Here is a 26,359-nt window from a genome sequence, read left to right on the forward strand (position 1 = left end):
TAGTTGAGGGGTTAAGCTCGAATTCCGAATACAGTTTTTGTGTTGTCGATAGTTATTTGGGCTAGCTCTTCTACGGAGATGCCTTTTAATTTTGCAACTTCTTGAGCCACCCAAGGCAAATATTTAGGGTGATTCTTCTTAGGTCTCGGTCGGATATTACGCGGCAATAGATAAGGCGCATCGGTTTCAAGAAGCAATCTATCCAGTGGAATATGAGGGATGGAAGCTTGTAAGTCTGCACCTCGACGCTCATCACACACCCAGCCAGTAATACCAATGAACAACCCTAGTTCTAAATACCGATCTAACTCAGCTCGACTTCCGGTAAAACAATGAATCACAGACGTTTGCGCCAAATCAGGATGCTGTTTTAGTATGTCTACCATTTCCATATGAGCATCTCTTTCATGGAGATATAAAGGCAGCTGGTGTTCAGTTGCTAATTCTATTTGCTCACTAAATGCATAAAATTGTTCTTTTGGCGTTGAGTAGTTACGATTAAAATCAAGCCCAGTCTCACCAATGGCAACTGGCTTCGCTTCTTGGATAAGAGCGGAAATCTGAGCTTTACTTTCTGTATTCCATGTTTTTGCTTGGTGAGGATGACAACCTAAGGTATTCCATAGTGCCGAATAACGCTTACTCAAGAGCTGAATTTTTTTACTTTCTTCTAAGTCAGATGCAATGCAAATCATGCCATTCACGCCAACGTCTTGCATGTCTTTAAGTGTTTTATCTAAATCGTCTAGAAAAAAACGATGATTAATATTTACGCCGATATCTATCATACTACTCCCATCTGACGGGCCTCTTTTAAGCTTTGTATATAAAGGTCTTTCAATGATTGTTTTGATAAGTTTTTACTTTCTAGGTGATCAAAAGGAATCTTTTCCCAACGGCCTGCTTCATATGCAATCACTATTTTTAAAACACTGCCCAGATTCCCCTTGTATTCTAATAACGCTGTTTTAATATTTTCATCGAGCGGCAAATCTTTCAAAAGCGTCAGCAGATCTTCATCTAGGAAACTAGGTAGGTAGGAAAAAAGTCCTACTAAAAAAGCACCATCTAATTTAGGAAACAGCGCGGCAGAAAGACCTTGGCAAAAGCAAGCGCGAGAAACCGCCATCGAAAACAAACAATCAGGCTTACCTGATACGCTGCCTAACATAACGAGTCCAACCCATTTAATAAGATCTCTAACGCCAATTATTTCGATAGCTCGCTGAGCATTAGAGACATTAAATTGACTGCGATAAATCACTGAATGTGTAAGTTTAATGATTCGATAGGTGAGCGTTGGATCTCGTTCAATATATTCAGCCAACACTCGAGGTGAGGATTCACGGTCATTCAATGCCACTAATAAATCAATTAAAATGGCTTTATGCGCTAAAATCCGCTTACCTTTGACTGACGTCGCTTTATTGATAAAGTTTCCACTAAATTGTCCCTCGGGGACACTTTCTAAGAGCCGCATAAATTGTTCCGCCTTTTCAACTTTATTCACCCAAAGGGTTTTCGAAGATAAAACTGGATGTTTAATGCGGGCAACAACATCATCAATAGATAGATGGTTTAATGAAAATAGCACGTAAGAAAAAATACTGAATAAATCAGCAGAAAATTTTTCAGGGTTAGGATTTATAATGCCAAGTTGGTAGCCTTGTAGACGAAACTCAGATAATGTTTCAAGATGCTTTTCAGCCAATTCATTGGCATTTAAAAAAATCACCATATGGATATTTGTTGGTAGTGGAAGGGCGGCCAGTTCGACTAAGCTAGTGCGAAAAAATATAGTTTTTTGCTGTGTAATTTCAGTAAGATTGACATCGACAAACAAGGAGCTTAAAAAAGAAGCGTCGTGACCTTGTTCTTCAATACTTGGATGCAGTATGTAATAAGCGATTGTTTCTGAGAGTCGATTTACAACCGCTTTACGGCAAAAAAGTACGTCGTCGTCCTTCATTAAGAGTCCTTGTAAGAAATAGTGAACACAAAAAAATACTGTAAGATTTAGCCTTATAGAATATCATGGTTATAATGGATTAATGCCTTAATTTAAAAATGTTTGGAGTAATATATGGCAAGCATGCTAGACGCTGTAGACCAAAGAACCAAGTTAGTGGGTGAAAACCGCTTGGAACTTTTAATGTTCCGCCTTGGTGGAATGCAAATGTTTGCAATAAACGTTTTTAAAGTTCAAGAGGTAGTCATGCTGCCTAAGTTGAACTTGATGCCGCATAGACACCCGTCTGTGGCTGGTGTTACACACTTTCGTGGTAGGACGGTTCCTGTTATCGACCTGTCTGAATCTATTGGCATGAGACCGATTGACCGTACTCAGCCATGTAATTTAATTGTGACCGAATACAATAATACCGTTCAAGGATTTATGGTTGGTGAAGTAGATCGTATTATCAATATGAATTGGAATGAAATCTTGCCTCCACCAGATGGTACAGGGCGTCAGCATTATCTAACCGCAATAACTAGAGTTAATGACCGCATAGTTGAGATTATTGACGTTGAAAAAGTCTTGGCCGAAATTTCACCTTATGACGGTAGTATCAGTGATCATGTCATTGATAAAGACTTATTATCCCTTGCAAAAGGTTTAGAGGTTTTAATTGTGGATGACTCATCTGTTGCTCTGGCTCAATGTCGCTCCACATTAGACTTTCTGGGGATAAAAGTACATGAGGCAACCAACGGTAAGCGTGGTTTAGAGACCCTTAAAAAGTGGGCTGATGGGGGTGAAATTGTTCCAGAAAAACTCCTGATGATGATTACCGACGCAGAAATGCCTGAAATGGATGGATATCGTTTAACTCGCGAAGTACGTGAAGACCCTAGACTAAAAGATCTTTATATCGTTTTGCATACATCACTCAGTGGTAGCTTCAATAAAGCAATGGTGCAAAAGGTGGGCTGTGACGATTTCTTATCAAAATTCCAACCTGATAAATTAGCAACATTGATTCAGGATCGTATGCGTAGCGTTGTTGAACAAGAGTAATAACTTAGCACAAGTTTAGTGTGCTAAATAAGCAGGCCAGTGCCTGCTTTTTTGTTGTCTTACTCATGGCTAGAGAGTCGTGGCTAAAGGAGTTGTTTGGATCTTATGCCAACTATCGAAATGTTTTTTTTACTACTCTTCATTGGCGCAGCAACAGGGTCAGCTACTTCCGTTATAAAAATAGCGCCATCACTTATTGCCATTCCAGCTTTATATTTTTTCTTACCCGTTTTTAATTTATCTTTTCAAGATCTTATGCTTCCTACCATTGCAACCTGCATTGCTGCGTTTATTCCAACGCATCTTTATGCTTGGATAACGTCAATGAAGAAAGCAGAAGTTGACTCCCAGCACCTAATTAACTTCGCTCCAGGTATTGCTATGGGTGGGGTGATAGGAGCGCAGCTATTGTCTCTAAGTAGCTTGCTCGTATTCAAAATTGCTTTCTCATTGATATCATTAATTACTGTTTTGAATATTGTCTTCCGACCACAGCTAAGAAGCATTAACACTGTAAAAATAGGGAAATTAGCTCATTTACCCATTGGCTTATTTGTTGGGGTTTTGTCTCTTCTATCAGGTAATTGCGGTCGAGTGCTTGCCAGTTTGCTATGCTCATTAAAAAAAGTAGATCAGAAACAACATCAAGGCACATCCGATGGCTTTGTTGTTTTTGCTTCTATTGCAGCATTGGTCGGTTTTATTTATCCAGCGCAGACATTTGATCACATGAATATGGCAGGATTTGCTGGTGCGGTACATTTGCCTTCCATGATGATTTTGTCATTCAGTCATTTTTTCTTTTACTGGCTAAGTCGCAATCTAGGTAATGACTTGGACAAGAGTGTCTTATCTATCAGCTTTGTTGTTTTTATTACCTGCTCATTGATTCGCATATGGATTACATAGCGAGTTATCGCGCTGGTCGGTACTTTACCTTCTCATATTTCATAGTTAAACAATAAAACTGACACTATCTTTCCCTTTAGATACGAAACTAAACAATACCTGGCCTTAAATAGCTTGGTATTTTCATTATTGCCCCCATTTTATTGGCTTATAATGCATTAAGAATTCAAACCAAAAGGTATAACATGAAAAACAAGAACGACTATGGCGTATTGATGATGAACTTGGGGACACCAGATGCTCCGCAGACACCCGAAGTCCGCCGTTATCTTAGAGAGTTCTTGTCTGATTCTCGTGTTGTAGATTTAAACCCTTTAATTTGGAAGCCAATTCTTAATCTCATTATCCTGACGCTACGCCCACCAAAAGTAGCCAAAATTTACCAGCAAGTTTGGATGGATGAAGGCTCGCCTCTTTTAGTATTAAGCGAGAGATTAAAAGAAAAGGTAAAAACAGCTTTATCAGGAAAAACAGGGCAAACCGTTCCCGTTGAACTTGCAATGACTTATGGCAACCCAAGTGTCGAAACCGCGGCGAACAAATTGAGAGAACAGGGCGTTAAAAATATCATTGTCGTCCCCATGTACCCACAATTCTCAGCAACTACAACGGCTGCGGCGTACGACAGATTAATGAAGTCGCTCAAAAAATGCCCTCATTGGCCTTCGTTACAGTTGCTTCATGATTACGCTGATCATCCTATGTACATCCAAGCGTTAGCCAATTCTGTGCGTGCCCAGTGGGATAAGCAAGGAGAAAGGCGCCACCTTGTTTTGTCTTACCATGGCATTCCAAAGCGTTATGTTACTAATGGCGATCCTTATGCTCGACGCTGTGAAACAACAAGTCGACTGGTTGCTGAAGAACTGGAGCTTGGTGATCATGAATGGACTCATGTTTATCAGTCTAGATTTGGCCGTGAAGAATGGTTAAAGCCTTATGCTGATGCCACTTTAAAGGCGCTTCCTTCTATGGGCATAAAGAAAATCAACATCATCAGTCCTGCTTTTTCAATTGATTGTATAGAAACGCTCGAAGAAGTGACCCTAGAACTAGGTGATGAGTTTAAAAACAATGGCGGATTGGCGTTTGATTACATTCCAGCACTAAACGATACACCGGATCAAGTTGCACTGTATGTGGACTTGATAGAGACAAACACTAAACAATGGACATAAAATGACGTTGAATCGTTCTAACATTCAAACAATAGCTTTTGATGCAGACGATACACTCTGGCGAAATGAAGACATATTCATTCACGCCCAAGATGAGTTTATAAACCTTCTTCTGCCATATCATGACGAAGCTTACATTCGTGCTCATTTAGGTGAAGTGCAGATTAATAATTTAGAGCATTTTGGTTACGGTATCAAAGGCTTCACCTTGTCGATGATAGAAACAGCTATTGAACTAACAGAAGGTCGCATCTCTGGCAATGAAATACATGAGATAATACAGCTAGCAAAATGTATGCTGGCTTCTCCTGTTGAGCTATTACCTAATATAGAACACGTGCTGTCTCAACTAAAAGGGCAGTTTCGATTATTGGTTATCACCAAAGGAGATTTGCTTGATCAGGAAAGCAAACTAGCACGATCAGGTATTGCTGAGTATTTTGATGCGATTGAAATTGTTAGTGATAAAACATCTGACGCTTATCAACAAATACTTCAACGCCACAAGATCTCTACAGAACATTTTTTGATGATTGGTAATTCTTTGAAATCGGATATTCTTCCTGTTCTTGATATTGGTGCCCAAGCACTTCATATTCCTTATCACAGCACTTGGGACCACGAACAAGTAACAGACGAAACACTATTACGTTACCCGCAACTTGGTGCGCTTAGCGATATTTCTAAACTTTTTGATTGGTTAAATCTTTCACCGCTTGAAAACAAAGAGGCAGTGTGATGAAACATATAAAAGCAATTTTTTGCTCGCTTATTCTTATTTCCACCTTGGCTCAGGCTGAAGAAAGTACGCTAGATAAAGCAAAGGATGGTGCGCAAAAAATATGGGAAAAAACCAAAACCACAACATCCGAAATAGCCGATACTACCGCAGAAAAAGCATCAGAATTTGGTGAGAAAGCGTCTGAATTTGGCAGTAAGGCATCTACAAAAACCAAAGAAACAGGTGCTATTGTCTGGGAGAAAATGAAGGAGGCAGGTACAGCAACCGCAGATGGTGCAAGAGAAGGCGCCTCAAAAATTCGCCGTCTTGCTGGGCAGGACGATTGCAAAAAAGACAGTGCACCTTGTAGTAAAGCCAAAGAGTAGCCTTGTGCAGGAAAAAGACAGCAAAGCCCCCGCAACATCATCTAGTAACTGGGAACAAGAGTTCCTAGAACAGGACGATGATGCTCATATTAAATCAGCTAAAATTCGCTATCGCTGTCCAAAATGCGAGAGTTTATTGATTTTAAAAGAAGGTGCTAATGGCGCTTTCTGGGGGTGTGAATCCTATCCAGTCTGTAACTACACGGCGAATAATGAAAATGGCAAGCCAGTTAGGGCAAAGCGCTATCTTTGTCCAGCCTGCCAGTCTCCGTTAAGACGAAAAACATTCAAAGACAATGCCTTTTGGGGATGCTCTAATTATCCCGAATGCAAAGTAACGGTAGAAGATGACAACGGTGTTCCTTCAAGTACGAAAAAATACCCTTGCCGCGCTTGTGGACACTATTTAGTCAGAAAAAAGAGCAAGAATGGCTACTTCTGGGGATGCATTACTTACCCGGTCTGCACAAACACCTTGAATGACGACAAAGGCTTACCGGTATTAAAAAAGAAACGCTAACAGGCTGAGTAACAGTCAATTTTTTAGTAACGTTTCGCAATATCCGATAACGCATCCTCAATATTATCGAATTCAAATTCAAAGCCTTGCTTCTCTAACTGTTGAGGGATTATCTTCGCACCTTCCGTCAATAAAGTCGCCATTTCTCCAAAAATGAGATCCAGTGGCCATTTAGGTGTCGGTAAAATAGCAGGGCGTTTCAATGACGCTGCATAGGATTTTGCAAAGTGTTTTTGTTCAATTAGTTGCGGCGCTACCAAGTTATAAGTCCCTTTATATGACTCATCAAACATAGCATTCGTAATTGCGTTCAACACATCGGCTATGTGTACCCACGAAAACCATTGTCCACCGCCAGCGATAGGCCCACCTAAACCGCATAAAAATGGTAGGCGCATTTTTTCTAACGCCCCACTCATACCCAATACAACCCCTAAGCGAAATATCACAACCCTTGTATCATCATTCGCAAATGCCTTTGCAGAACTTTCCCATGCAGCGCAGAGCTCATGAGAAAATCCTGGTTTTGGTGGTGTGTTTTCATAAAAAATTTCGTTTCTTGCTACGCCATAATAACCAACAGCCGACATTGAAATGACAGTCTTTGGCGGGTGCTTTAATGCATTCTTTATCTTGCTTGTTAGAGACACGCGACTTTCAAAGAGCGCCGTTTTACGCTTTTTTGTCCAGCGCTGGCTAGCAATATTCTCACCAGCCAGATTGATGAACACATCTATTTTATCGTCTAGTGTTTCTAACATCTCCCATGTCAGTTGGGTAACGCTAGCATCTAGTTGCTTATTAAATTTTCGCACTAAAGCATAAATCTGATGATCATCTTTTAGTAACACCTTGAGTAAAGATTGACCAATAAAGCCTGTTGCTCCAGATAATAAAACCTTCATTTCATCGTGCTCCATGTATTGCGATAATGGTTGTAATACGTATAAAAAATGAAATAGGATCAATAACTTCCTAAATTTACCTGATAATCTTTTTTTTGCCTGTTTTAGTCAGAAGATTTTAAGGTTTTTTGCTCTGCACCTTCTTTTTCTGACATAGGATGGCTAAAATGGGGAATCGAGAAACATTAGGTACCAAAATGCTACGCAAAGAATACGATCACATCATACTTCTCGCTCATGGAAGCCCTGATCCTCTTTGGAAAGAGCCCTTCGAATCACTCTATCATCAGGTGTCGCAAACCTATGGTGAAGACAACGTAAGTTTGGCTTATATGGAACTTACATCGCCATCATTGGAAGATGTCGTCGCGATGCTTGGTACAGAGGTTCGTAATGTTGCTGTTTTGCCACTATTTTTAGCGGTGGGGCGGCATCTAAGACATGACGTACCAGCGCAAATAACAGCCTTGCAAACAGACGAACTGCACATAGAGTTGCTACCTCCAATTGGAGATGATGCGTTAGTAAAACAGGCCATGCAAACGGTCGTTGCCAATCATTTAGGTAAGGTTTAGACATGCCATTAGTTTTCGTTAATTCATGGAGCCGGATGAATGCTATTTAGACACTTACCTGATGAAATATTTCAGGCATTAAGCGGCTCTAATAGAGCATTGATTGAAGCTGTATTAAATGATCTTGCCGAAGTTTTTTATGATCACGCCGAAGATCCAATAAAAGACAAATCGACCATTATCGAGTCGATTGAAGACACGTTGCATAAGTTAGATACGCTTGCTTGGCATGATGATCAAAAAGAATCCTTTGATTCCCCTAAAACCATCCATGATTATGCTTTAAGAATCTACCATCGCTTAGTTAATACTGGGTGGCTGGTTGAAGAGCAGGAGTTGTATCGTGTCAGTGTATTAATGACACCGCAAATCTCCATGTTGCTTCGCTCTCTAGTAGAAATTAGTCGTCACGGTAAACGCAACTACGGCGCAACCGTCTTGAGCATTCTTAGTAATTTAGAATCCGTTGCTAAACATCCCAAAGAGCGAGGCGTAACATTACGCCAATCAGCGGAAGCTTCTAGGGATTTCTCGGCACATTTGAACCAAATATTGCTTGGCATACGCAGCCTACAACGAGAGTTGTTTGCAAGCCGAGACCCTAAAGCTATTGTGGCAGGTTTTTTTGATTTATTCGTTGAGGGTATCTTGATCGCTGACTATAAAACGATCAAAACCAGTAACAACCCGTTTCGATTTAGACGCCAAATTCTTGAGTTAACTCAAGAGTTTTTAAGCAACCCAGAAACCATGGGGCAGGTTGCTCAGTGCTATGTTGATCAGCAACTGATTACCATGGGCGAAGCGCAAGCCATGGTCGAAAAAGATTGCCGTGACATCATTCAAACCTTTAGCAACATAGAGCAGCGCTTAGAGCGTATCGATGAATACCGCTATCGTTTGGAAAAACGTGCAGCTGATACGGCGCGCTACATGGACAGTTCTAGACCTGGTATGGCCAATAAAATAGCGGGTATCATTACTGATGTAGCGAAATACGACAAGTTGCCTATTTTAAAAGAAGTTATTGGCTCTCGTTTTGTTGGTATGGCTTCAGCGGCACAACCAACAAAACGCCGTGAGCCACCACCACCTAGAGTCATGACGCCATCAGAAGTGTCTGCGGATGCGATTAAAATGCGTGACCAGCAGCGTCGCTTCCATGAAGCCCGACAAGTTACCATTCCAAAAATGCAAAGCTATTTAGATACACAAATCGCTTCAGGCGATAGTAAGCATATTTTAGATTTCACCATTGAATCGGTAGAAGATTTTGTTTGTTTTGACCATTTACGCTATGTCGGTTCACTAGGTGTGAGTGCTAAAAAAATAGAAGATTTATTTGAAGTACAGTTTACTAATGAATACTTGGATGTACATAACTTCGTTGAATGTCGGGAATTTACTGTAGTGCGTAGGAGCAAAGCGTAATGCTTAGAGAATTAAAAAAAGTCGTTGAAGAGTCCGGAAAAGACGCTCAAGAATTCCAACAGACAGCAAACTTTGTGATTGCGAATCAATTTGCCAGCGCCTACAAACATGGCCAACGTAAGCATTATTTGCTTTTAGAGTCTTATCAAGATTACTTCGATAACTTATTCGATGCGCTAGGCATGAAACTCTACATTAACGAGAACGAACGACTTGCTGGTGTTTTACCAATCCAGAAAGAAGCTTTTGTCCGTTTGAAAACCGACGAGACGCTATTTTTATTGGTTCTTCGTCAAATTTACGAAGAAAAAATAGAAAACTTCGAAGTCGATAATGGCTTTGTCGCAACCAACACTCACACCATACTCGACAGATTCGTGCAATTGGTTAAGCGTGAGATTCCAAATGAAACTCGTTTCAAAGACATCCTGGCCTTATTTAGTCGTCATGGCATCGTTATTCGTGGCAAGTCTTATGAAGAAGATAGCAAGAATCAAATGATCAACATTACTCCGGTGGTCAGATTGATCGTAACCGAGGCGTATCTAAGACAGTTAGAATCATTCAATGGTACAGATCCAGATGAAGATGAAGTTGCCGATTCAGATGCTGAAACAGAAACAACGCAAGAAACCAATCAAGACTAGGGCCAAAATATGAAAAAGTTAAATCGAATCGTATTAGTAAATTGGTACCTACTTGGTGCAGAAGAAATTAATATTCGTGGTAATACCGCGATTATCGGACCAACTGGTTCAGGTAAATCCTCTTTGCTTGATGCGATTCAAACTGTACTGACGGGTGCTAGTAAGCGTCACCTTAATTACAACGCCAGCGCAAACGATGGTAAAGCCAGTGGGCGTAGCATTCGCTCTTATATATTAGGGATGATCGACTCAGGTCAAGCCAATGCTAAAGCCTTTGGAACACAACCAAGACAAGATGCAACAAGTTATCTAGCGTTGGTTTTCGAAGATAGCATTACAGGTAAAGAATCCACAGTAGGTTTAGCATTAAGTGCATCATTAGCTTCCCCTGAAGAAGATGTACTTGGGCGTTTTGTACTTTCCAATTTTGGCGCTAGAAAATCAGATTTTATTGACGCGATGGAAGGCAAAAGCTACAAAGCGAAGCCATGGATTGAAGTGCGTGAAACGATGAAAAAGGTCTGCCTAGATCCTTATATCAAATCAGGCAGCGCGTCAGCGACTCAATACATAAACCGCTATCTTGAAGAGCTTAGCCCAAGCCCAGATCATTTGATCACATTGGACAGCTTCCTTAAAAACTTCAAAAATGCTCTGAAGTTCGTACCAATTGCCTCACCAACGCGCTTTGTCCAGGATTTCGTTTTAGCAGAAGCCCCATTGCAAGTTGGCGCTTATCAAAAATCTCTAAATGAATATCGTCACTTAGAAGCCAAAACCCTTGAAGTCTCCAAGCGTATTGATGATTTAAAACTCATTCAGCAAGACTGTGAGAAAAAGCACCAGCAAGAGCAAAGCGCAATCAACTATCAATGGATAGCGACCGAAGCTCGCTTTGATGAGCTAGGCAGTAAACAAGACGACATTCAAGATCAATACGAGCTTCAAAAAGAGCGTGAAGAAGAAATAGAAGAAGAGCTAGCAACGCAAGGTAGTTTATTAAAACAACTGCAAGGACAACTACTGCGTTTTGAGCAACAGTACGAGCATTCTGATGTTGGCTTGAAACTTCAGCAGTTAGAGCAAAATAAAAAGCTACTCACTCTACAGGGTCAACAAGATCAAAAAGCCATCCTGCAAGTTCGTCAATTAACCTTGTTGTTGTCAGCGCTGAATTCTTTTGAAGATTTGCTCTCGAAAGAAGCCAATACCTTGGTGAAAGAATTCGCTGCATTCAATGGTTTGATCACGGAAGAAGGGCGCGTAGAAGGCAATCTGAAACCGTTAACTCAAAAATTAGCTGCCTTAAATGCAATTTTAGACAGAGAGAAATCTCAAGTTTTTGGTCAGCGTTCAGAGTTAAACCGTACGATTCTGAATTTAAAAGACGAATGCAAACAACTAGAATCGGATGTTTCTTCTTTGAAAGGTGGTGTAAGCCCACTTTCTCAAAATACAAAACGTCTGATTGCATTATTAAAAGACGCCAATATTACCGCAACACCATTGAGCCATTTAGCTGAAGTAACCGACAGAAAGTGGCAAGATGCTATTGAAGGTTACCTGGGCGCTCAACGAGAAGCGTTAATTGTTGAACCTGAAGACGCAGAAGAGTCGATTCGTATATTCCGTGCTCATCGACGTCAATTAATGGGATGTCGAGTTATCGATACCACACAAACTCGCCTATGGTTGAATCGTGGTGATCATAATTCCGCATTGCGTTTTATTCGTTGCAACAATGACCATGCTCAAGCTTATCTAAATCGTCGTTTGGGTGGTATCAAGCCAGTAGACACTGAACGTGAATTACTACGCGAAGATAGCGCGATGACGGCTGATGGCATGTTAAAACTTGCCGGTACCATTTCTACTATTCGCTTTGTGCCGCACATGATGGTCGGCATCAATACCGAAGGCATGCGTGAATCCCGTGAAAAACAACTTGCCAGTCTAAGTGGCGACTTGATGAATTTCCTCAAGGCAGATCAACGTCTTGAACAAGCGGATTCTTTGCTTGGTCGCGTGATGGCAAATAACCAATTTGATGCAGAAAGTATTGGTAATGCCAGCCACACCGTTACGCGTTTAACTCAAGAATTAGAGTCGGTGGAAGCTGAAATCTCGCAACTGCAAAAGCATGACGACACGGAACTACAAGAACGTATTGAAGAACTTAAATCTCGTATCGCAAATGTTGAGCTGGATCAGAAAAAACTAGATCGAGAGCGTCAACAAATAGCGGAACAATTTGGTGCATTAAATACACAGAAAAGTCAGCTAAGCTCAGCATTGGCCGCTCTTGATGAAGAACGTAATCGCTTAACATCAAATCCAAAATACGATGCTGAATTTGCCAGCGAGCGTTACTCTTTGTTAGAGGGTAGCATGGTAAATGGCGCAGCCATCTATAAAGAAGCCATTAGTCGAGCAGACAAGGCCAGTGAAAAAGCGCGTAGTTTTGATCAGAAAGTTCGTAAGGAAGTGGCGGATCATTATGGCAAATATCACCATGCAAATTTAGACAATGATGTCCAGTTGGATTATTTGGAGTCTAAATTTGAAGAGTTTGAACACTATGTTTCTTATCAAATTGAAATTTTGAGTGAAACTGAATTAGCTAAATACGCTAAGCGTGCGGAGCTGGCTCGTAAAGAAGCGGAAGAAACCTTCCGTTCTGACTATGTATCTAAGCTGAAAGACTCTCTTGACCAGGTAGCACACATTATTCGCGAGCTGAACCACAGCTTAAAGCGTCGTCCATTCAACCAAGAAATCTATCAATTCCGTTATTATCCAAATGGCGATATGAAAGACATCTTGGATCTTGTTGAACGTTTCAGTGCGCAAGATCAAGCTAATGTAGGCGGATTATTTGATCCACATTTAAGCAATGACCCTGATCATATCCGCGCTATTGCATCGATTCAGGAGCTGATATCTGACGATGAAAAACAACAAGATCTTGCAGACTATCGTAAATTCTATAACTTCGAAGTAGACATTTTAGACGCAGAAGGTAATAAGAAAACAACTCTGAGCCAACGAATTCAAACCGGTTCTGGTGGTGAGCATCAAATCCCATTCTACTTGGCGATTGCTGCGGCTTTGTCTACGACCTATCGCTTACATGAAACCATGGAAGGCGAAATCGTTGGTGGTTTCTCTCTGGCGATGTTCGATGAGGCCTTCAACAAGATAGACATGGTGAAGACGTCTACTTGTATGGGCTTCATGAAAGACATCGGCTTGCAGGTTATCGCTGCAGCGCCAGATGATAAACGTGCTGTTATGGCTGCTAATATGGATACTATCATTAGTGTGTGGCGTGAAGGCGGAGCAGTATCTATTGACGTAGCTTACCCGAAAGAAAAAGGCCAAGTGTTACTAAATGGACAATTGGACAACTTAGCAACTCCAGCTTGATAGAGAATGGCATGATCATACAAAATCAGATAGATCAACGTATCAATGAAAAATTGGATGTACATCATATGACGCTCGAAAATGAGAGTTATATGCATAATGTACCTGCAGGAAGCGAGTCACATTTTAAGCTGGTTCTAGTGAGCGATGCTTTTGAAGGTAAGAGACTGGTTCAACGCCATCAGCTTGTTTATGCTGTATTACAAGACGAGATGACAAAGATTCACGCTCTTGCCATGCATCTATACTCAATTAAAGAGTGGAGCGAGCGCAATGCGCTTGCTCCTTCATCGCCAAAATGCCACGGAGGCGAGCAGGGCAAATAACCCTAACTCGATTAGCTAATGAGTATTTCAATCACTGTTGATGACGCTAAAGATATTGCAACGATAACTATTGTTGGAAGTTTTGATTTCTCTTTATTTAATGAGTTTAGAGCGGGCTACTCCGATCTAACTAAACTTTATAAAACCTATATAGTTGATATGAGTATGGTCGAGTACTTAGATAGTGCAGCACTTGGTATGTTATTGAGCATGCGCAATGCCATCGACCCAGACAGCAACATTCAGCTATCAGGGGCCAATTCCTTTATTAAAAACATTCTCATGATATCTCGTTTTGATAAACGTTTTGACATTCAATAAAGGCCAAACAGATGAAATTATTGTGCGTAGACAGTGAGCCCGTTTATCGCGAAATTATTTCCCTATGCGCAGAAAAAGAGGGTGTGACGGTCAAAAGTGTGGCCAGTTATGAAGAGGCCCTTATTGCCTTCGAAAGCTATGATCCGGATATCGTTACTTTGGACGTCATTATGAAAGGTGGCAGTGGTTATGATTTGGTCCAAAAACTGAAAGCCTTATCTGGAAGTCGTTTTGTACCAATAATTTTCCTAGCATCTCATACCGCTGATTCTGTTATGGACAAGTGCTTTAAGGCTGGCGCTGACGATTTTATTCCCAAGCCATTCAATGAAGTACTTTTCAATATTCGACTTAAAACGCATATGCGCCATGTCGAACTAATGAAAGAAATGTACCGTAAAAACAAAGCTCTAACCTATTATCAAACCATGATAGAGCGAGAACATGAAATGGCTCATCATGTCCTTGATCATATTCAAACGCGAAGTGAAAAAAACTCCGAACAAGTCGCTATTACTAGGCTTTCTGCGGCCAGCTTTAATGGAGATTTAGCCTTAGTTAAAACCCGCTCAGATGGCGCTCGTCTTGTGTTTGTTGGAGACTTCACTGGTCACGGTTTGCCGGCTTCGATTGGAGCGTTGCCAGTTATGCAGACATTCTTCGATGCAGTAGATGATTTGCTTTGCGTAAATGAGCTGGCAGTCCGAATCAATCGGATACTTTTCAGTATACTGCCCGATTATATGTTTTGTGCTGGTTATCTAATTCTCATGACACCGGGTGGTGACATTGCTTACTGGGGAGGTGGAATGCCTAATGCTTTTATACGACGTTCTAATGGCTCAGTGGATTATTTGCAATCCAATCATATGCCGCTTGGTATTCTTTCGGGCAGTGAGTTCGAAGCAGATTTACAAAGCAATAAATTAAACGCGGGAGACACCTTGATTATTGTCTCGGATGGGGTTTTGGAGCTTAAAAATTGTCATGATGAAATGCTTGGAGACAATCAAGCCAGAGTTATTATTTCAAACGCATACGCAGAAAAAAGCCTAATATCCGCACAGCAAATAACTGAAAGAAAGCTAGCCGAATATCTGGGTGAATCAGAGCAATTAGATGACATTACTCTTGTTGCTCTAAGAAGTACCTGCTTGCAATAATAGGGATGCAAGCAGGAGATTTAGATTAAGATTTTTTACCACTTTTCTTCTTGTTATTATTGCCTTTCGCTTTAGGTTGAGCCTTTGGAAATGGACGCTTTTCAGGCTCAGTACGTAAAACTAAGAATAAATCAGTAACCACTTCTGGGATTTGAGCAATACACGAATTAGTTAGCTTTTCGCTTTCGCGAATTTGCACAACTTCTTCATCATCAAACAAATCAGAAGCTACCATAATCGGCAACAAAAGCTCTGCAACAACTTCTTCCTTTTCAGACTCAAACCAGTATTGTTCAGTCATGAATACGCCTTCCATAAAACCGGTAGCCCATTCCTGCAACTCACTTAGTTCTTCTGGTGAAGAGCCCATTTCAAGCTCACAAGGCACCATAAAGCCATCTTCTGATTCTAACTCTTTTTGAATATCAACAAACAGACGTGATAGATACTGAAGTATTTGCCTTTCTTGTTTTTCATTTTCAAAGTTTGGTGTGTCTTCAAAAATAACCGGTAGCCATTTATCTTCGGCTGTCAAAACAGGGCAAATAGACAGTGCCGTTAAGAAGCCATGAGCCATAACGAAGTTCTGACATTCCTCATGAACTTGATCCGACTCCAAAAAATTTTCTAACGTCTCTAACTCAAGATCATCAAGAGGTTGGTGTGCCATGTAAATGTTTCCCTAATACAAATTAAGTGACTGATTCTAGCGAAAAGAAGGCGAAAAATCGATGCAGAAAGCGCTGTGTTAAGGGATAATTCGCAAATGAATTTAAAGAAGCACACACTTTCACGTCTAGGCTACTCTGAATATCGCCCTTTGCAAGAGCAGGCGATCGATGCTTTATGTGCAGGACAAGACGTTTTGCTAGCAGCACCTACTGGTGGCGGTAAATCTCTAGCGTATCAGGCCGCTGGATTGATACGAAATGGAGTTGCTGTCATTGTCAGCCCTTTATTATCTCTAATGTCACAACAAGTAGAAGAATTAAATAAAAAAGGTATACGCGCTAAGTTTCTGAATTCTACCTTGAATCCAGGCGAACAAGATGACCTGGTATGGGCGCTGCGACACCAGCATATTGACTTGCTGTACTTATCACCAGAAAAGCTTGTTCAACCATCGGTTATTGGCTTTTTGCACAGCTTTGATATTTCGTTATTCGCCATCGATGAAGCCCACTGTATTTCACAGTGGGGTAGCTTTTTCAGGCCTGAATACAGCCAACTTGGTCAGCTGAAATCTTCTTTTCCTGACATTCCTATTATTGCGCTTACGGGTACCGTTGATCAAAAAACCATGATGACGATTCAAGAGTCATTGCAACTTAAAAATTGCCTGGTTTTACGCAACAGTTTTGATCGCACCAATATAAAAATACAAATAGCTCAAAAACGTAAAGCCAAGCAGCAGATTTTGTATTTCCTCCATCACGAAGTGCCCGGAGAGACAGGGATTATTTATTGCCGGTCAAGAAGAAAAACCGAAGAGCTGGCAAATTGGTTAAGCGAGCTTGGATTGTCAAGTTTAAGTTATCACGCAGCCATGCTAGAAGAAGACAAACAAAAGCATCATAAGATATTTGCAGAGCAACAAGGAACCATTATGGTTGCAACTACCGCTTATGGTATGGGTATTGATATCGCTCATGTGCGATTTGTTGTTCATTTAGACTTGCCAAGTAGCCCTGAGTCCTATTTCCAAGAAGTTGGACGTGCTGGACGCGATGGAAAACCCGCTAAGTCTTTGTTGCTCTATGGTTTGCAAGATATGATTCAAGCACAACAACTAGCTGCAATGCAGCCTTTGGCAGCAGAAAAAGAATTACAACATTTGGGCAGTTTGTTTCGCATTTTAGAAGGGAGAGGGTGCCGTCGACAAAATTTATTATCACATTTTGATGAAAGCATTCCGGCTTGTCAGCATTGCGATAGATGCCTTTCCAACAAATCTGAACAAAATATGACGACAGCTAGCCAGAAACTGTTATCTCTGATTTATCACACAAAAGGACTTCAGCCTTTTTCATTACTTATCCAAATCTTACTCGGGAAAAAATCTAAACCTGTTAGTGCAATTAAAGCCGAGTTTCTGCCGCTATTTGGCAAAGGAAAAGAACTGAGCGAGGTGCAATGGAAATCTGTTATCAGGCACTTAATAGCATATGAGTACATCACTCTTGGGGTGTTTAGTGCTTTTACTGTACACATCAACGAAAAATCTCGCAGTGTACTTCAAGGAAAAACACAAATAATTATTCCTGCTGAGCATTACTATCCGACACTTCAGGAAGAGCATCTTGCAATCGACAGCATAAATTGGCATAAAATCTTAGCTTGGAAATACAACTACGAAAAGTTGGACTTGAGTGATACTCAACTTAGGTTAATTTGTCTACATAAGCCAAATTCGATTGCGTCATTAAGTCGTTTGACTGGTTTATCAAAAGAGAAGGTAGCCGACTTTGCAGAGGCTCTATTAAAAATTCTCCATGAGGTAGAACCAAAAGAGGCCGTTGCAGCATGTCCTTAACCTCTCGACAGACAAGCTTAAACTACGAAGAAGAAGCACTAAGCGTAATTGCTCAAACAGCTAATCACTGCTTTGATAAAGCCGATGCGTTTTTTGGTAATAAATTTAAACGCTCAACATGCAATTTAAAGCAAAGAGGACGGGCTGCAGGTACAGCTCATTTGCAAAAAAATGAGTTGCGCTTTAACCATTTTATGTATCAGCAAGACCCAGTTGAATTCTTAGGCACCGTTGTTCCACATGAAGTAGCTCATATTGTTGTGTTTCAAATCTATGGCAACACGGTGAAGCCTCACGGAAAAGAGTGGCAGGCAGTCATGCTGAAGGTATACGGTATCCGACCAAGTAGAACGCATACTTTTGATGTTCCACCGCAAAAACAGGCTTATGAATACCGCTGCTCCTGCCAAAAACACCAATTCACTAAACGGCGCCATACTAGGGCTCAAAGTGGTGTTGAATACATCTGCAAAGGCTGTCGTTCAACGTTACAATTTATAAGCAAAGATAACTGACAACCCATCAAAACAGTAAGATAGTGATTTTTTATACACTTTTGCCTTATATTATCCATTTTTGATGCGATAGCTTCATGCTTATAGTAATATAGGCGCGTTTTGTTTACAGCGTACTTATGATGGATTTATCTACTCGACCTAAAGAAAAGTTAGAGCTAAACAAGCTCCAAAAACGCCTTCGCAGATTAACAGGCCAAGCTATTGCTGACTTCAATATGATTGAAGAAGGCGATAAAGTAATGGTGTGTTTATCTGGAGGAAAAGACTCTTACACTATGCTTGAGATTTTGCGAAATCTTCAGGCTAGCGCACCTATAAAATTCAGTATCGTTGCTGTGAATTTAGATCAAAAGCAACCTGGTTTCCCCGAGCATATTTTACCTGCTTATCTGGAAGAGCTAGGAGTGGATTTTCACATTTTAGAGCGCGACACTTACAGTATCGTAAAGGAAATTGTGCCAGAGGGTAAAACTACTTGTGGTTTATGCTCTCGTTTGCGCCGTGGCTCCTTGTACGGTTTTGCTGAGGAAATTGGAGCGACTAAAATTGCACTTGGCCATCACAGAGATGATATTCTGGAAACATTATTCTTGAATATGTTTTTTGGTGGTAAATTAAAGTCTATGCCGCCAAAGTTATTAAGCGATGATGGAAAACATATTGTTATCCGTCCTTTGGCTTACTGCAAAGAAGAAGACATTGAATCCTTCGCGGTAATGAAGGAATATCCTATCATTCCTTGCAACTTGTGTGGCTCTCAAGAAAACCTACAAAGACAGGTCGTAAAAGACATGTTGCAAAAGTGGGAAAAAGAATTTCCGGGTAGAACAGAAACCATGTTCTCTGCTATACAAAATGTTGTTCCATCACATTTGGCAGACACAAAGTTATTCGACTTCAAGGGGTTGAAGCAGTCACCTGAGGCATTTGACCGATTAAATATTATTTCACTATAGGGTAATAGAAATGAACCTAACACATAAAGCACTATTGTTAACCGCCGGCATTTTAGGATCTTCTATCGTAAATGCGTCATCCGCTGGAGTTAGTTTAACAAACGACACAGTGAAAGGTAATATCAACTTAAATATGGGGGCTTTCGGCGTAAATGGCGGAATTACTCATAATGATGATGAAAATACCTCAACTGGACATATTGGTGTAACGGTAGAGGATTCAGACACCAGTGGCCCACTTCAAGCAGGGATTGGTATTCGACTATACGCTATTGATGCAGATTCAGAGAAGAATGATGACCTATCTGTTGCACTTGCTTTAGGTGGCTGGTATCGATACACCTTACCTGAAGCAAATCGTGTGAGTATCTATGGCTCTGTGTATTACTCGCCGGAAGTACTGGCTATTTCAAATCTTGACCACATGTACACTTACGAATTCCGTGCTGAATATATGACAATGCGTAACGCTCGTGCATTCATTAGTTATGGTAAAACAGTGACTGTATTTGAAGACGATTCTCGTAAAGAAATCGATAAAGGTCTTTCTGTTGGCGCAACAGTAGATTTTTAATAGCAGTAAATTATTTACGCTTAATAATAAAAAAGGTGGCTGAGGCCACCTTTTTTATTATTCGTTCAATTCTTACTCGCCATCATAAGCGCAAAGGCTAAAAACAGGTATATCACTGTCTCTTAGTTTTTGGCTTCCACCCAAATCTGGCAAATCTATAATAGCAGCGACTTCTTTGATATTTGCGCCTTGACTAGTCAATAACTTGATTGCAGCAAATAGGGTGCCGCCAGTCGCAATCAGATCATCAAACAACAATACTTCATCGCCCGCTTTTACAGCTCCCTCTTGGATTTCTAATTCTGCTTCACCATATTCCAGCGCATATTTTTGTGAAATAGTCTTTCCTGGAAGCTTACCTTTTTTACGCACTAAGATAAGAGGCTTTTGAAGTTCATAAGCCAGAACCGCTGCAATCAAAAAACCACGGGCATCGATACAGGCTATATGAGTGATATCCGTTGCGATATAGCGATGCACATAGGCATCAACGACCATTCTCATACCTTTAGGGTCACTGAAAATAGGGGTGATATCTCGGAAGCTAATACCTTGTTTTGGCCAGTCTTCTATTGTTTGTATTAGTGATTTAACGTAAAAATCGTCGTAAAGCATTCCAGTTTAGCCTCATTATATCAATCAAATATTGGCGATTTTACCACAATCACTCGCAACCCCCACGAGTTTTTGCATTTCGGGGAAGTCAACAATCTCAATTTCTTTCCCGTCAACATGTATTAGTTCATTTTTTTGAAAACGTGTAATGACACGACTAACTGTTTCTACTGCTAATCCAAGGTAGTTACCAATCTCCCCGCGAGACATGGAAAGACGAAAAGAACTAGCGGAGTAGCCACGTTTTTTAAATCGATTAGATAGGTTTAATAAGAAAGATGCCACTTTCTCATCGGCATTTTTTTTCCCCAACAAAACCATCATCTGTTGATCATCGGATATTTTTCGACTCATCACCTTAAATATTTGATGTTTCAAAGAAGGAATCTGTGAAGATAACTCTTCAAGGTGGCTAAATGGAATCTCACACACTGTAGTGGTTTCCAGTGCCTTTGCAGAAACCGGATAGACATTTGAATCAATCCCGCTTAAACCGACCAATTCACTAGGACAATAAAAACCTGTGATTTGCTCTTCGCCAACTGATGTGATGTTGAATGTTTTTAAAGTACCAGAGCGAACAGCGTAAACAGAATCAAATGTATCGCCTTGGCGAAACAAAAACTCACCTTTTTTAAGTGGCTTTTTGCGCTCAATAATCTGATCTAATCTATTAATATCTTCATCAGCCAATGCAATTGGGAGACAAAGAGCACTTAGGCTACAGTTTTGACACTGCGAAGTAAGGGTGCTGTTGAATCGTGACTGTGTGTGTGTCATTGACATGTAAATCTCCCTGATCTCGATCTATATAACTTTTGAGTATTTTATGGCGCCATTAAGGTATTTATCAAAGACCATACAAATACAGCGAATTAGTAATCTACCGCGTTCTGTTACTTTAATAGTGGTCTGCATTCCACTACAGTCAATATCTAACATACCATCTTTTACCATGGGAGTTAGCCTTTCCATCTCTTCAGAAAAGTACTCAAAGAAATCAATATTGTATTTCTTTTCAATAACAACAGCATTCAGCTCAAATTGAGAAATTAATGTCATTATCACTTGATGACGGATTCTATCATCCAGATCACTAATATAACCTTTAGCGATTGCCAATTGGCCTTTCTCAATACTACTCCTATAAATTGATAAGTCTGTATGGTTCTGAATATAAACACCATTTAAATCGCTAATAGCGGAAACGCCAAAAGCAACCAAATCGGTACCAGCATGCGTTGTATAACCCTGAAAGTTGCGCTGTAGCTGACCTTGCTTTTGAGCAATCGCTAGGCTATCTGTTGGTTTTGCAAAGTGATCCATGCCTATATATTCATAACCAGCAGAGATTAAATATTCTGTACTCATCCTCAATAGCTCAAGCTTCATGCTTGATATAGGTAAGCTTTCATCTGAAATTCGTCTTTGAGCACGAAATCTATCAGGTAAATGGGCGTAGTTAAAAAGCGATATACGCTCAGGAGATAACTGAATCACTTGCTCCAAGGTCTTTTTAAAACCTTCGATAGACTGGTATGGCAAGCCATAAATTAGATCGAAATTAATCGACCTAATGCCTAATTTTCGAGCATCGTCAACAAGAGTGGCTACCATCTCAACAGGCTGAACACGGTGAATAGCTTCTTGAACCTTGATATCAAAATCCTGCACACCAATACTGATTCGATTAATTCCCTTTTTTGTTAACAGCTTCAATTTAGATAGACTAATCTCCCGAGGATCAATTTCAACACTGTAATCCTGCGTGCCATCATTGATTAAGTTGAAATGCTGCTGGATATTATCAAACAGCGCGTCAATTAACTCTTCCGTCAAAAAAGTAGGCGTGCCGCCACCAAAATGCAATTGCGTCACTTCTCTTGAATGGTCAAGCATCAGACTACGCAATCTCATTTCTTCGCCCAGTAACTCAACGTACTCGGCCCCTTTTTCGTACTGCTTAGTTACAATTTTATTACAAGCGCAGTAGTAACAAAGGTTGGCACAAAAGGGAATATGAAAATAGAGGCTAAGAGGCGCCTCGGAAGGCATTAACATTTTATCAATAAGCGCAATTTTACTAATACTTGCGTCAAATTGCGGTGCTGTCGGGTAAGAAGTGTAACGGGGCCCGGATAGATCGTACTTAGCGATAAGTGAAGAATCCCAGATCATGATGCGTTCCTATTAAAATTTCTAATAGAAGTTTACACTTTAGTGAAAAGTCATTTGCTGACCCAGATCAAGAATTCTCATACTGTAGATAAAACCTTTTACTGTAGAGTCTGCAATAATATATCGAGTAAGGTTTTAACCATTCATCGGATCTGGTCTAATAGTATTTTTGAAATTTATGAGCATGAATTCTCTTCCTTTATATCTTGCACACGGTGCTGGTGCTGGCCACAGCAACTCTTTTTTAAAGCAACTTTGTGAAGCCATATCCGAGCAACGACAACAAGCAGTTATACCTGTTACTTTTTCATATATGAAAGAGCAAGAGCGCTCAGGAAAGAAGAGGCCACCACCTAAATTCCCCACCCTTGTTCCTGAATATGCTGAGTATATTGAACATAACAGCAGCTGTGTTGTGGCTGGAAAATCCATGGGGGGGCGAGTGGCCACACAGCTAACGAATCTAGCTATGGTAAAGGCGGTCGTGTGTTTTGGTTTTCCTTTTTATCCTGCTGGAAAACCGGAGAAACACCGACTGTCTTTTCTTGCTGAGCTAAAGGCGCCATGCCTAATTATTCAAGGTACCAGAGATCAACTTGGTTCTTATGATTGGGTTAGTCAGCAATCATTGCCTGAGAATATAGAAATTCTGTGGATAGAAGGCGCGGATCATGACTTTAAAACACTAAAAAAATACAATAAAAACATAGAAGACACCGTTTTAGAGTTAGCTATTCACACTAAAAACTGGCTAGAAAAGAACATCTAAATAGAGAGAAATATTATGGAACACCAAGCCATACTTGATGCAACAGATCTACTTTGCCCTGAACCCGTGATGATGCTTCATGTAGAGATGCGAAAACTCTCGGCGAAAGAAATATTGAAGGTTATTGCAACAGATCCATCCACAACGAGAGATATTCCGAAATTCTGCCAGTTTCTTGGCCACAAGCTTACTAAGCAGGAACAAGAAGGGGGTACTTATTACTATTGGATCGAAAAGAAAGGCCCATAAAAACATAAGAAAGAAGAGCAAACAAAAAGAAGCCCAGATTATCTAATTAATAATCTGGGCTTCTTTTAAGCAACTAGCTCAAAAAATTGATCGTGAGTTAAGCTACTTTTAACTTTTTTGCAGGCTCTTTTTGACCAAGAATAGCGCTTTGGTAAGTATGCGCAAAACTAGAGAAAGCAACATCAATATCCAATCGAAGCTGACGGGCAACATCGTTAGATGAAATCAAACCTCGAATAGCCTTGGTATCTTCATCAATAACAAGTAAATGCTGCAGCTTATTGTTACGCTGACTAAACAAAAGTGATTCAATATCTGAATGCTTAAGAGATGTATACGATAGAGCAAGTAACACTTCTTTCGCTCTCATCAAATCAGCAACCATCAACTCTGAACGTTTAAACCCGTTAGCAACTTGCTTGATAAACACATCTTCAGATAGGTCCTCGAGACTAATAATGCCGACAAAATGATTGTCCGCATCTACCACTATTTTCATGCGTACGTGTTCTTTTCTCATTAGTTGAACAAGCTCATCTGCACGAGTATTAGATTCAATAACGCGCGGCCCAGCGGTTTGAAAGTCAGTAAATACAGACAATGCAGGAGAATAAAGATTTATGTTCTCTGTAGTTGCAGGCCAAGTTAGATTATTAACGTCTTTTGTAGATACATAAGTTAAAGTTTTCATGATAAATCCCCAGTAAAGAATAAAATATAAACAGCAATTGGATGGGTTATATCAATGAAAACGGTGGAGCTCTTGGGTTTATGCTAGTACTAATTTTAGTAATAACAGGTAAACGATAACTTAAAAAAGCCGTAGAAGTTAAAGTAGGTACGTGGTTTTGGGATGAAGTAAATAAAACAAAACTGTTATCTGATCCATTGCCTTGATCTGGGACAACGATTTCATCGCATCTTTGCTCTATAGTAGGTTCTAGCCAGCGAAACTGATTTACTTCTTGAGCATTGGCGCGCTGAGATATCGTCAATATAGACGATATAAAAACCGCAATGATCATTAGCAATTGAATTTTCATGGCAACACCTAGTCCTTGATCTGTCTAATAAATATAGGCCTGCACTTCGGTAAATCACAGCCTTTTTTACAAAATGCCGCATATTTTCACGATCACACACTTTGCCTAACAATTGTGATGCAAATAAGAGTGATTAATCAAAAAGGGCGTAAAAAGCTTACGCCACGACTTTCCTTGTGAAACAAGTACTATTACACAGCGCGAAAAAAGAGCATTGCCGCATCAGCAATGCTCTTTTTAAGCATCATTACTGTTTAATAGATCGCTTATACAGGCAACATTATCGTAGCTTCACCTGTCACCACAACCTTACCATCACACTCACACACTGTTTTGAGTGTTGCACGACGACGGCGCTCGTTAATATCTGTGATCGTTACTTTGGTAACCACTTCTTGTCCAACAAAAACGGGAGAGCGGAACTTCAACGTTTGCTCTAAATAAATACAGCCAGGCCCTGGTAATTTAGTCCCAATGGCTGCCGAAATAAAGCCAGCGGTTAGCATGCCATGAGCAATAGGCTTGCCAAACGAGGTTATCGCTGCATACTCAGCATCCAAATGAACGGGGTTTGTGTCGCCTGTCACGTCTGCAAAAGCTTGTACATCTGCTTGTGTAACCACTTTGCGATATTCAACACTTTGATCAATTGAAAGTTGCTCTAACGTATAACCAGTAGTCATTACCAATCCTTATTTTGTCATTTTCGGTTATGGTACACTTTCTCTGAATTATTCTTAAGAGGTATCTATGGTTAAGTTGGTAATTTTTGATTGGGACGGTACCTTATTCGACTCCATCGACAATATATGTCACAGCATGTTACAAGCTGCACAGTTGGCAAACGCACCGCAAAGAACAAAAGACGATATAAAAAACATCATTGGTTTATCCTTAGATAAAGCCATCAACACGGTTTGGCCAGAACTATCTTCCAATGAGCAAAATGCAATAATCAAACACTATAAGACTATTTATGTCGCGTCAGATCAAACCCCACCATTGGCTTACCCTGGCGTAATAGATGTACTGAATAAACTGCAAGCCACAGGCATGCAAATGGCGGTAGCAACTGGCAAAAGTCGCCGAGGACTCGAAAGGGTAATGTCTCTAACCAATACAAGAGATTACTTTGTTGCTTCTCGCTGCGCCGATGAAGCGATTTCAAAGCCACACCCTTTAATGCTAGAGCAAATATTAGCAGAGCTAAATATTTCGCCAGAGCACGCCATTATGATTGGCGATACGGAATACGATCTAAACATGGCAACCAATGCGGGAATAAAAAGCATTGGGGTAACTTATGGCGCACATCAAGAAGAACGACTAAGAGCTTGCCAACCGCACGCGCTAATAAACGATTTCAATCAATTATCAAACATTTTAGGGTTATAGAA

General features: G+C 40.4%; 30 protein-coding genes. 20 read left to right on the forward strand and 10 right to left on the reverse strand.

All coding sequences use genetic code 11. The annotated features are described in order from the left end of the window. Positions 1-11: 11 nt before the first annotated feature. Positions 12-788, reverse strand: coding sequence for a TatD family hydrolase (locus tag KPL72_RS04725; RefSeq protein ID WP_219702031.1), 777 nt, complete (start codon positions 786-788; stop codon positions 12-14). Further along, positions 785-1,969 carry an EAL and HDOD domain-containing protein gene (locus tag KPL72_RS04730; protein ID WP_212915235.1) on the reverse strand — a complete coding sequence of 395 codons (1,185 nt, stop codon included), beginning with the start codon at positions 1,967-1,969 and terminating at the stop codon, positions 785-787. Before KPL72_RS04730 ends, KPL72_RS04725 begins: the two co-directional genes overlap by 4 nt. Before the next feature lie 114 nt (positions 1,970-2,083). On the opposite strand from KPL72_RS04730, the gene KPL72_RS04735 reads away from it, so the two are divergent. From KPL72_RS04735 to KPL72_RS04760, 6 genes are all read left to right on the forward strand, one after another. After that, positions 2,084-3,019, forward strand: coding sequence for a chemotaxis protein CheV (locus KPL72_RS04735; RefSeq protein WP_212915236.1), 936 nt, complete (start codon positions 2,084-2,086; stop codon positions 3,017-3,019). Between the two features lie 105 nt (positions 3,020-3,124). After that, positions 3,125-3,928 carry a sulfite exporter TauE/SafE family protein gene (locus KPL72_RS04740; protein ID WP_219702032.1) on the forward strand — a complete coding sequence of 268 codons (804 nt, stop codon included), beginning with the start codon at positions 3,125-3,127 and terminating at the stop codon, positions 3,926-3,928. A 185-nt stretch (positions 3,929-4,113) separates the two neighbouring features. After that, the gene (hemH, locus tag KPL72_RS04745; protein ID WP_212915238.1) at positions 4,114-5,106 is read left to right on the forward strand and encodes a ferrochelatase; all 993 of its coding nucleotides are present in this window, start codon (positions 4,114-4,116) and stop codon (positions 5,104-5,106) included. Position 5,107: 1 nt separating this feature from the next. After that, positions 5,108-5,845: an HAD family hydrolase gene (locus KPL72_RS04750; RefSeq protein ID WP_212915239.1), complete on the forward strand. Its 738-nt coding sequence runs from the start codon at positions 5,108-5,110 to the stop codon at positions 5,843-5,845. Beyond that, complete coding sequence (locus KPL72_RS04755) at positions 5,845-6,213, forward strand: hypothetical protein (protein WP_249411555.1); 369 nt, start codon at positions 5,845-5,847, stop codon at positions 6,211-6,213. Before KPL72_RS04750 ends, KPL72_RS04755 begins: the two co-directional genes overlap by 1 nt. A 4-nt stretch (positions 6,214-6,217) precedes the next feature. Then, on the forward strand, positions 6,218-6,733 hold the full coding sequence (locus KPL72_RS04760) for a DNA topoisomerase family protein (protein WP_212915241.1): 516 nt from the start codon (positions 6,218-6,220) through the stop codon (positions 6,731-6,733). Positions 6,734-6,756: 23 nt separating this feature from the next. On the opposite strand, the gene KPL72_RS04765 is transcribed toward KPL72_RS04760, so the two are convergent. Beyond that, on the reverse strand, positions 6,757-7,638 hold the full coding sequence (locus KPL72_RS04765) for a TIGR01777 family oxidoreductase (protein WP_219702033.1): 882 nt from the start codon (positions 7,636-7,638) through the stop codon (positions 6,757-6,759). 167 nt (positions 7,639-7,805) lie between these two features. On the opposite strand from KPL72_RS04765, the gene KPL72_RS04770 reads away from it, so the two are divergent. The 7 genes from KPL72_RS04770 to KPL72_RS04800 are packed head-to-tail and all read left to right on the forward strand — an operon-like array spanning position 7,806 to position 15,527. Continuing rightward, complete coding sequence (locus tag KPL72_RS04770) at positions 7,806-8,213, forward strand: sirohydrochlorin chelatase (RefSeq protein ID WP_219702034.1); 408 nt, start codon at positions 7,806-7,808, stop codon at positions 8,211-8,213. A gap of 39 nt (positions 8,214-8,252) precedes the next feature. Continuing rightward, positions 8,253-9,644 (forward strand): Wadjet anti-phage system protein JetA family protein, encoded by a 1,392-nt coding sequence (locus tag KPL72_RS04775; protein ID WP_219702035.1) that lies wholly within the window; start codon positions 8,253-8,255, stop codon positions 9,642-9,644. Then, complete coding sequence (locus KPL72_RS04780; RefSeq protein ID WP_212915245.1) at positions 9,644-10,291, forward strand: DUF4194 domain-containing protein; 648 nt, start codon at positions 9,644-9,646, stop codon at positions 10,289-10,291. Before KPL72_RS04775 ends, KPL72_RS04780 begins: the two co-directional genes overlap by 1 nt. 9 nt (positions 10,292-10,300) lie before the next feature. Further along, positions 10,301-13,717 carry an SbcC/MukB-like Walker B domain-containing protein gene (locus tag KPL72_RS04785; RefSeq protein ID WP_212915246.1) on the forward strand — a complete coding sequence of 1,139 codons (3,417 nt, stop codon included), beginning with the start codon at positions 10,301-10,303 and terminating at the stop codon, positions 13,715-13,717. 11 nt (positions 13,718-13,728) lie between these two features. Beyond that, on the forward strand, positions 13,729-14,043 hold the full coding sequence (locus KPL72_RS04790) for a BolA family protein (protein WP_212915247.1): 315 nt from the start codon (positions 13,729-13,731) through the stop codon (positions 14,041-14,043). An 18-nt stretch (positions 14,044-14,061) separates the two neighbouring features. Next, entirely contained in the window at positions 14,062-14,364 is a 303-nt protein-coding gene (locus KPL72_RS04795; protein ID WP_212915248.1) for an STAS domain-containing protein, read from the forward strand. 11 nt (positions 14,365-14,375) lie between these two features. Then, the gene (locus KPL72_RS04800; protein WP_219702036.1) at positions 14,376-15,527 is read left to right on the forward strand and encodes a fused response regulator/phosphatase; all 1,152 of its coding nucleotides are present in this window, start codon (positions 14,376-14,378) and stop codon (positions 15,525-15,527) included. A gap of 25 nt (positions 15,528-15,552) precedes the next feature. Here the strand turns inward: KPL72_RS04800 and KPL72_RS04805 are convergent, their stop codons facing one another. After that, entirely contained in the window at positions 15,553-16,197 is a 645-nt protein-coding gene (locus KPL72_RS04805; protein WP_212915250.1) for a YecA/YgfB family protein, read from the reverse strand. Positions 16,198-16,293: 96 nt separating this feature from the next. Here KPL72_RS04805 and KPL72_RS04810 point away from each other — a divergent pair, with 96 nt between their 5' ends. The 4 genes from KPL72_RS04810 to KPL72_RS04825 all read left to right on the forward strand — a co-directional run bounded on the left by KPL72_RS04810 (position 16,294) and on the right by KPL72_RS04825 (position 20,108). Further along, complete coding sequence (locus KPL72_RS04810) at positions 16,294-18,060, forward strand: RecQ family ATP-dependent DNA helicase (RefSeq protein WP_219702037.1); 1,767 nt, start codon at positions 16,294-16,296, stop codon at positions 18,058-18,060. Continuing rightward, the gene (locus KPL72_RS04815; protein ID WP_212915252.1) at positions 18,051-18,575 is read left to right on the forward strand and encodes a SprT family zinc-dependent metalloprotease; all 525 of its coding nucleotides are present in this window, start codon (positions 18,051-18,053) and stop codon (positions 18,573-18,575) included. Before KPL72_RS04810 ends, KPL72_RS04815 begins: the two co-directional genes overlap by 10 nt. Positions 18,576-18,694: 119 nt before the next feature. Further along, a complete protein-coding gene (gene ttcA, locus KPL72_RS04820) occupies positions 18,695-19,534 on the forward strand; it encodes a tRNA 2-thiocytidine(32) synthetase TtcA (RefSeq protein ID WP_212915253.1) in 840 nt (279 codons plus the stop codon). Between the two features lie 10 nt (positions 19,535-19,544). Then, the gene (locus KPL72_RS04825; RefSeq protein WP_212915254.1) at positions 19,545-20,108 is read left to right on the forward strand and encodes a YfaZ family outer membrane protein; all 564 of its coding nucleotides are present in this window, start codon (positions 19,545-19,547) and stop codon (positions 20,106-20,108) included. A 72-nt stretch (positions 20,109-20,180) separates the two neighbouring features. Here KPL72_RS04825 and KPL72_RS04830 read toward each other — a convergent pair whose 3' ends face one another. The 3 genes from KPL72_RS04830 to hemN are packed head-to-tail and all read right to left on the reverse strand — an operon-like array spanning position 20,181 to position 22,901. Continuing rightward, positions 20,181-20,723, reverse strand: coding sequence for an adenine phosphoribosyltransferase (locus tag KPL72_RS04830; protein ID WP_212915255.1), 543 nt, complete (start codon positions 20,721-20,723; stop codon positions 20,181-20,183). A gap of 24 nt (positions 20,724-20,747) precedes the next feature. Then, complete coding sequence (gene fnr / locus KPL72_RS04835; protein ID WP_212915256.1) at positions 20,748-21,509, reverse strand: fumarate/nitrate reduction transcriptional regulator Fnr; 762 nt, start codon at positions 21,507-21,509, stop codon at positions 20,748-20,750. Positions 21,510-21,530: 21 nt separating this feature from the next. Further along, complete coding sequence (hemN, locus tag KPL72_RS04840; protein WP_219702038.1) at positions 21,531-22,901, reverse strand: oxygen-independent coproporphyrinogen III oxidase; 1,371 nt, start codon at positions 22,899-22,901, stop codon at positions 21,531-21,533. Positions 22,902-23,079: 178 nt separating this feature from the next. On the opposite strand from hemN, the gene KPL72_RS04845 reads away from it, so the two are divergent. Both KPL72_RS04845 and tusA read left to right on the forward strand, forming a co-directional pair. Further along, positions 23,080-23,670, forward strand: a complete 591-nt coding sequence (locus KPL72_RS04845) for an alpha/beta family hydrolase (RefSeq protein ID WP_212915258.1) — start codon at positions 23,080-23,082, stop codon at positions 23,668-23,670. 15 nt (positions 23,671-23,685) lie between these two features. After that, positions 23,686-23,919 carry a sulfurtransferase TusA gene (tusA, locus tag KPL72_RS04850; protein WP_212915259.1) on the forward strand — a complete coding sequence of 78 codons (234 nt, stop codon included), beginning with the start codon at positions 23,686-23,688 and terminating at the stop codon, positions 23,917-23,919. A gap of 97 nt (positions 23,920-24,016) precedes the next feature. Here the strand turns inward: tusA and KPL72_RS04855 are convergent, their stop codons facing one another. The 3 genes from KPL72_RS04855 to KPL72_RS04865 form a co-directional block, all read right to left on the reverse strand. Continuing rightward, positions 24,017-24,610 carry a CBS domain-containing protein gene (locus KPL72_RS04855; protein WP_212915260.1) on the reverse strand — a complete coding sequence of 198 codons (594 nt, stop codon included), beginning with the start codon at positions 24,608-24,610 and terminating at the stop codon, positions 24,017-24,019. A 46-nt stretch (positions 24,611-24,656) separates the two neighbouring features. After that, complete coding sequence (locus KPL72_RS04860) at positions 24,657-24,962, reverse strand: hypothetical protein (RefSeq protein ID WP_212915261.1); 306 nt, start codon at positions 24,960-24,962, stop codon at positions 24,657-24,659. A gap of 266 nt (positions 24,963-25,228) precedes the next feature. Next, entirely contained in the window at positions 25,229-25,645 is a 417-nt protein-coding gene (locus tag KPL72_RS04865; protein WP_219702039.1) for a MaoC family dehydratase, read from the reverse strand. A 67-nt stretch (positions 25,646-25,712) separates the two neighbouring features. Here KPL72_RS04865 and KPL72_RS04870 point away from each other — a divergent pair, with 67 nt between their 5' ends. Beyond that, the gene (locus KPL72_RS04870) at positions 25,713-26,357 is read left to right on the forward strand and encodes an HAD-IIIA family hydrolase (RefSeq protein ID WP_212915263.1); all 645 of its coding nucleotides are present in this window, start codon (positions 25,713-25,715) and stop codon (positions 26,355-26,357) included. The last annotated feature ends 2 nt before the right edge of the window (positions 26,358-26,359 follow it).

Origin of the sequence: Marinomonas lutimaris (assembly GCF_019426345.1) — a bacterium.
Lineage (GTDB): Bacteria > Pseudomonadota > Gammaproteobacteria > Pseudomonadales > Marinomonadaceae > Marinomonas > Marinomonas lutimaris.

Bases quoted from the DNA above. Each gene is read 5' to 3' on its own strand.
- KPL72_RS04785 (WP_212915246.1), top strand. From the start codon at position 10,301: ATGAAAAAGTTAAATCGAATCGTATTAGTAAATTGGTACCTACTTGGT.
- KPL72_RS04845 (WP_212915258.1), top strand. From the start codon at position 23,080: ATGAGCATGAATTCTCTTCCTTTATATCTTGCACACGGTGCTGGTGCT.
- tusA (WP_212915259.1), top strand. From the start codon at position 23,686: ATGGAACACCAAGCCATACTTGATGCAACAGATCTACTTTGCCCTGAA.
- KPL72_RS04740 (WP_219702032.1), top strand. From the start codon at position 3,125: ATGCCAACTATCGAAATGTTTTTTTTACTACTCTTCATTGGCGCAGCA.
- KPL72_RS04725 (WP_219702031.1), bottom strand. From the start codon at position 788: ATGATAGATATCGGCGTAAATATTAATCATCGTTTTTTTCTAGACGAT.
- KPL72_RS04765 (WP_219702033.1), bottom strand. From the start codon at position 7,638: ATGAAGGTTTTATTATCTGGAGCAACAGGCTTTATTGGTCAATCTTTA.
- KPL72_RS04750 (WP_212915239.1), top strand. From the start codon at position 5,108: ATGACGTTGAATCGTTCTAACATTCAAACAATAGCTTTTGATGCAGAC.
- KPL72_RS04855 (WP_212915260.1), bottom strand. From the start codon at position 24,610: ATGAAAACTTTAACTTATGTATCTACAAAAGACGTTAATAATCTAACT.
- fnr (WP_212915256.1), bottom strand. From the start codon at position 21,509: ATGTCAATGACACACACACAGTCACGATTCAACAGCACCCTTACTTCG.
- KPL72_RS04780 (WP_212915245.1), top strand. From the start codon at position 9,644: ATGCTTAGAGAATTAAAAAAAGTCGTTGAAGAGTCCGGAAAAGACGCT.
- KPL72_RS04800 (WP_219702036.1), top strand. From the start codon at position 14,376: ATGAAATTATTGTGCGTAGACAGTGAGCCCGTTTATCGCGAAATTATT.
- KPL72_RS04815 (WP_212915252.1), top strand. From the start codon at position 18,051: ATGTCCTTAACCTCTCGACAGACAAGCTTAAACTACGAAGAAGAAGCA.
- KPL72_RS04830 (WP_212915255.1), bottom strand. From the start codon at position 20,723: ATGCTTTACGACGATTTTTACGTTAAATCACTAATACAAACAATAGAA.
- KPL72_RS04810 (WP_219702037.1), top strand. From the start codon at position 16,294: ATGAATTTAAAGAAGCACACACTTTCACGTCTAGGCTACTCTGAATAT.
- KPL72_RS04860 (WP_212915261.1), bottom strand. From the start codon at position 24,962: ATGAAAATTCAATTGCTAATGATCATTGCGGTTTTTATATCGTCTATA.
- KPL72_RS04775 (WP_219702035.1), top strand. From the start codon at position 8,253: ATGCTATTTAGACACTTACCTGATGAAATATTTCAGGCATTAAGCGGC.
- KPL72_RS04825 (WP_212915254.1), top strand. From the start codon at position 19,545: ATGAACCTAACACATAAAGCACTATTGTTAACCGCCGGCATTTTAGGA.
- hemH (WP_212915238.1), top strand. From the start codon at position 4,114: ATGAAAAACAAGAACGACTATGGCGTATTGATGATGAACTTGGGGACA.
- KPL72_RS04770 (WP_219702034.1), top strand. From the start codon at position 7,806: ATGGGGAATCGAGAAACATTAGGTACCAAAATGCTACGCAAAGAATAC.
- hemN (WP_219702038.1), bottom strand. From the start codon at position 22,901: ATGATCTGGGATTCTTCACTTATCGCTAAGTACGATCTATCCGGGCCC.
- KPL72_RS04870 (WP_212915263.1), top strand. From the start codon at position 25,713: ATGGTTAAGTTGGTAATTTTTGATTGGGACGGTACCTTATTCGACTCC.
- KPL72_RS04865 (WP_219702039.1), bottom strand. From the start codon at position 25,645: ATGACTACTGGTTATACGTTAGAGCAACTTTCAATTGATCAAAGTGTT.
- KPL72_RS04805 (WP_212915250.1), bottom strand. From the start codon at position 16,197: ATGGCACACCAACCTCTTGATGATCTTGAGTTAGAGACGTTAGAAAAT.
- KPL72_RS04795 (WP_212915248.1), top strand. From the start codon at position 14,062: ATGAGTATTTCAATCACTGTTGATGACGCTAAAGATATTGCAACGATA.
- KPL72_RS04790 (WP_212915247.1), top strand. From the start codon at position 13,729: ATGATCATACAAAATCAGATAGATCAACGTATCAATGAAAAATTGGAT.
- KPL72_RS04755 (WP_249411555.1), top strand. From the start codon at position 5,845: ATGAAACATATAAAAGCAATTTTTTGCTCGCTTATTCTTATTTCCACC.
- KPL72_RS04730 (WP_212915235.1), bottom strand. From the start codon at position 1,969: ATGAAGGACGACGACGTACTTTTTTGCCGTAAAGCGGTTGTAAATCGA.
- KPL72_RS04735 (WP_212915236.1), top strand. From the start codon at position 2,084: ATGGCAAGCATGCTAGACGCTGTAGACCAAAGAACCAAGTTAGTGGGT.
- ttcA (WP_212915253.1), top strand. From the start codon at position 18,695: ATGATGGATTTATCTACTCGACCTAAAGAAAAGTTAGAGCTAAACAAG.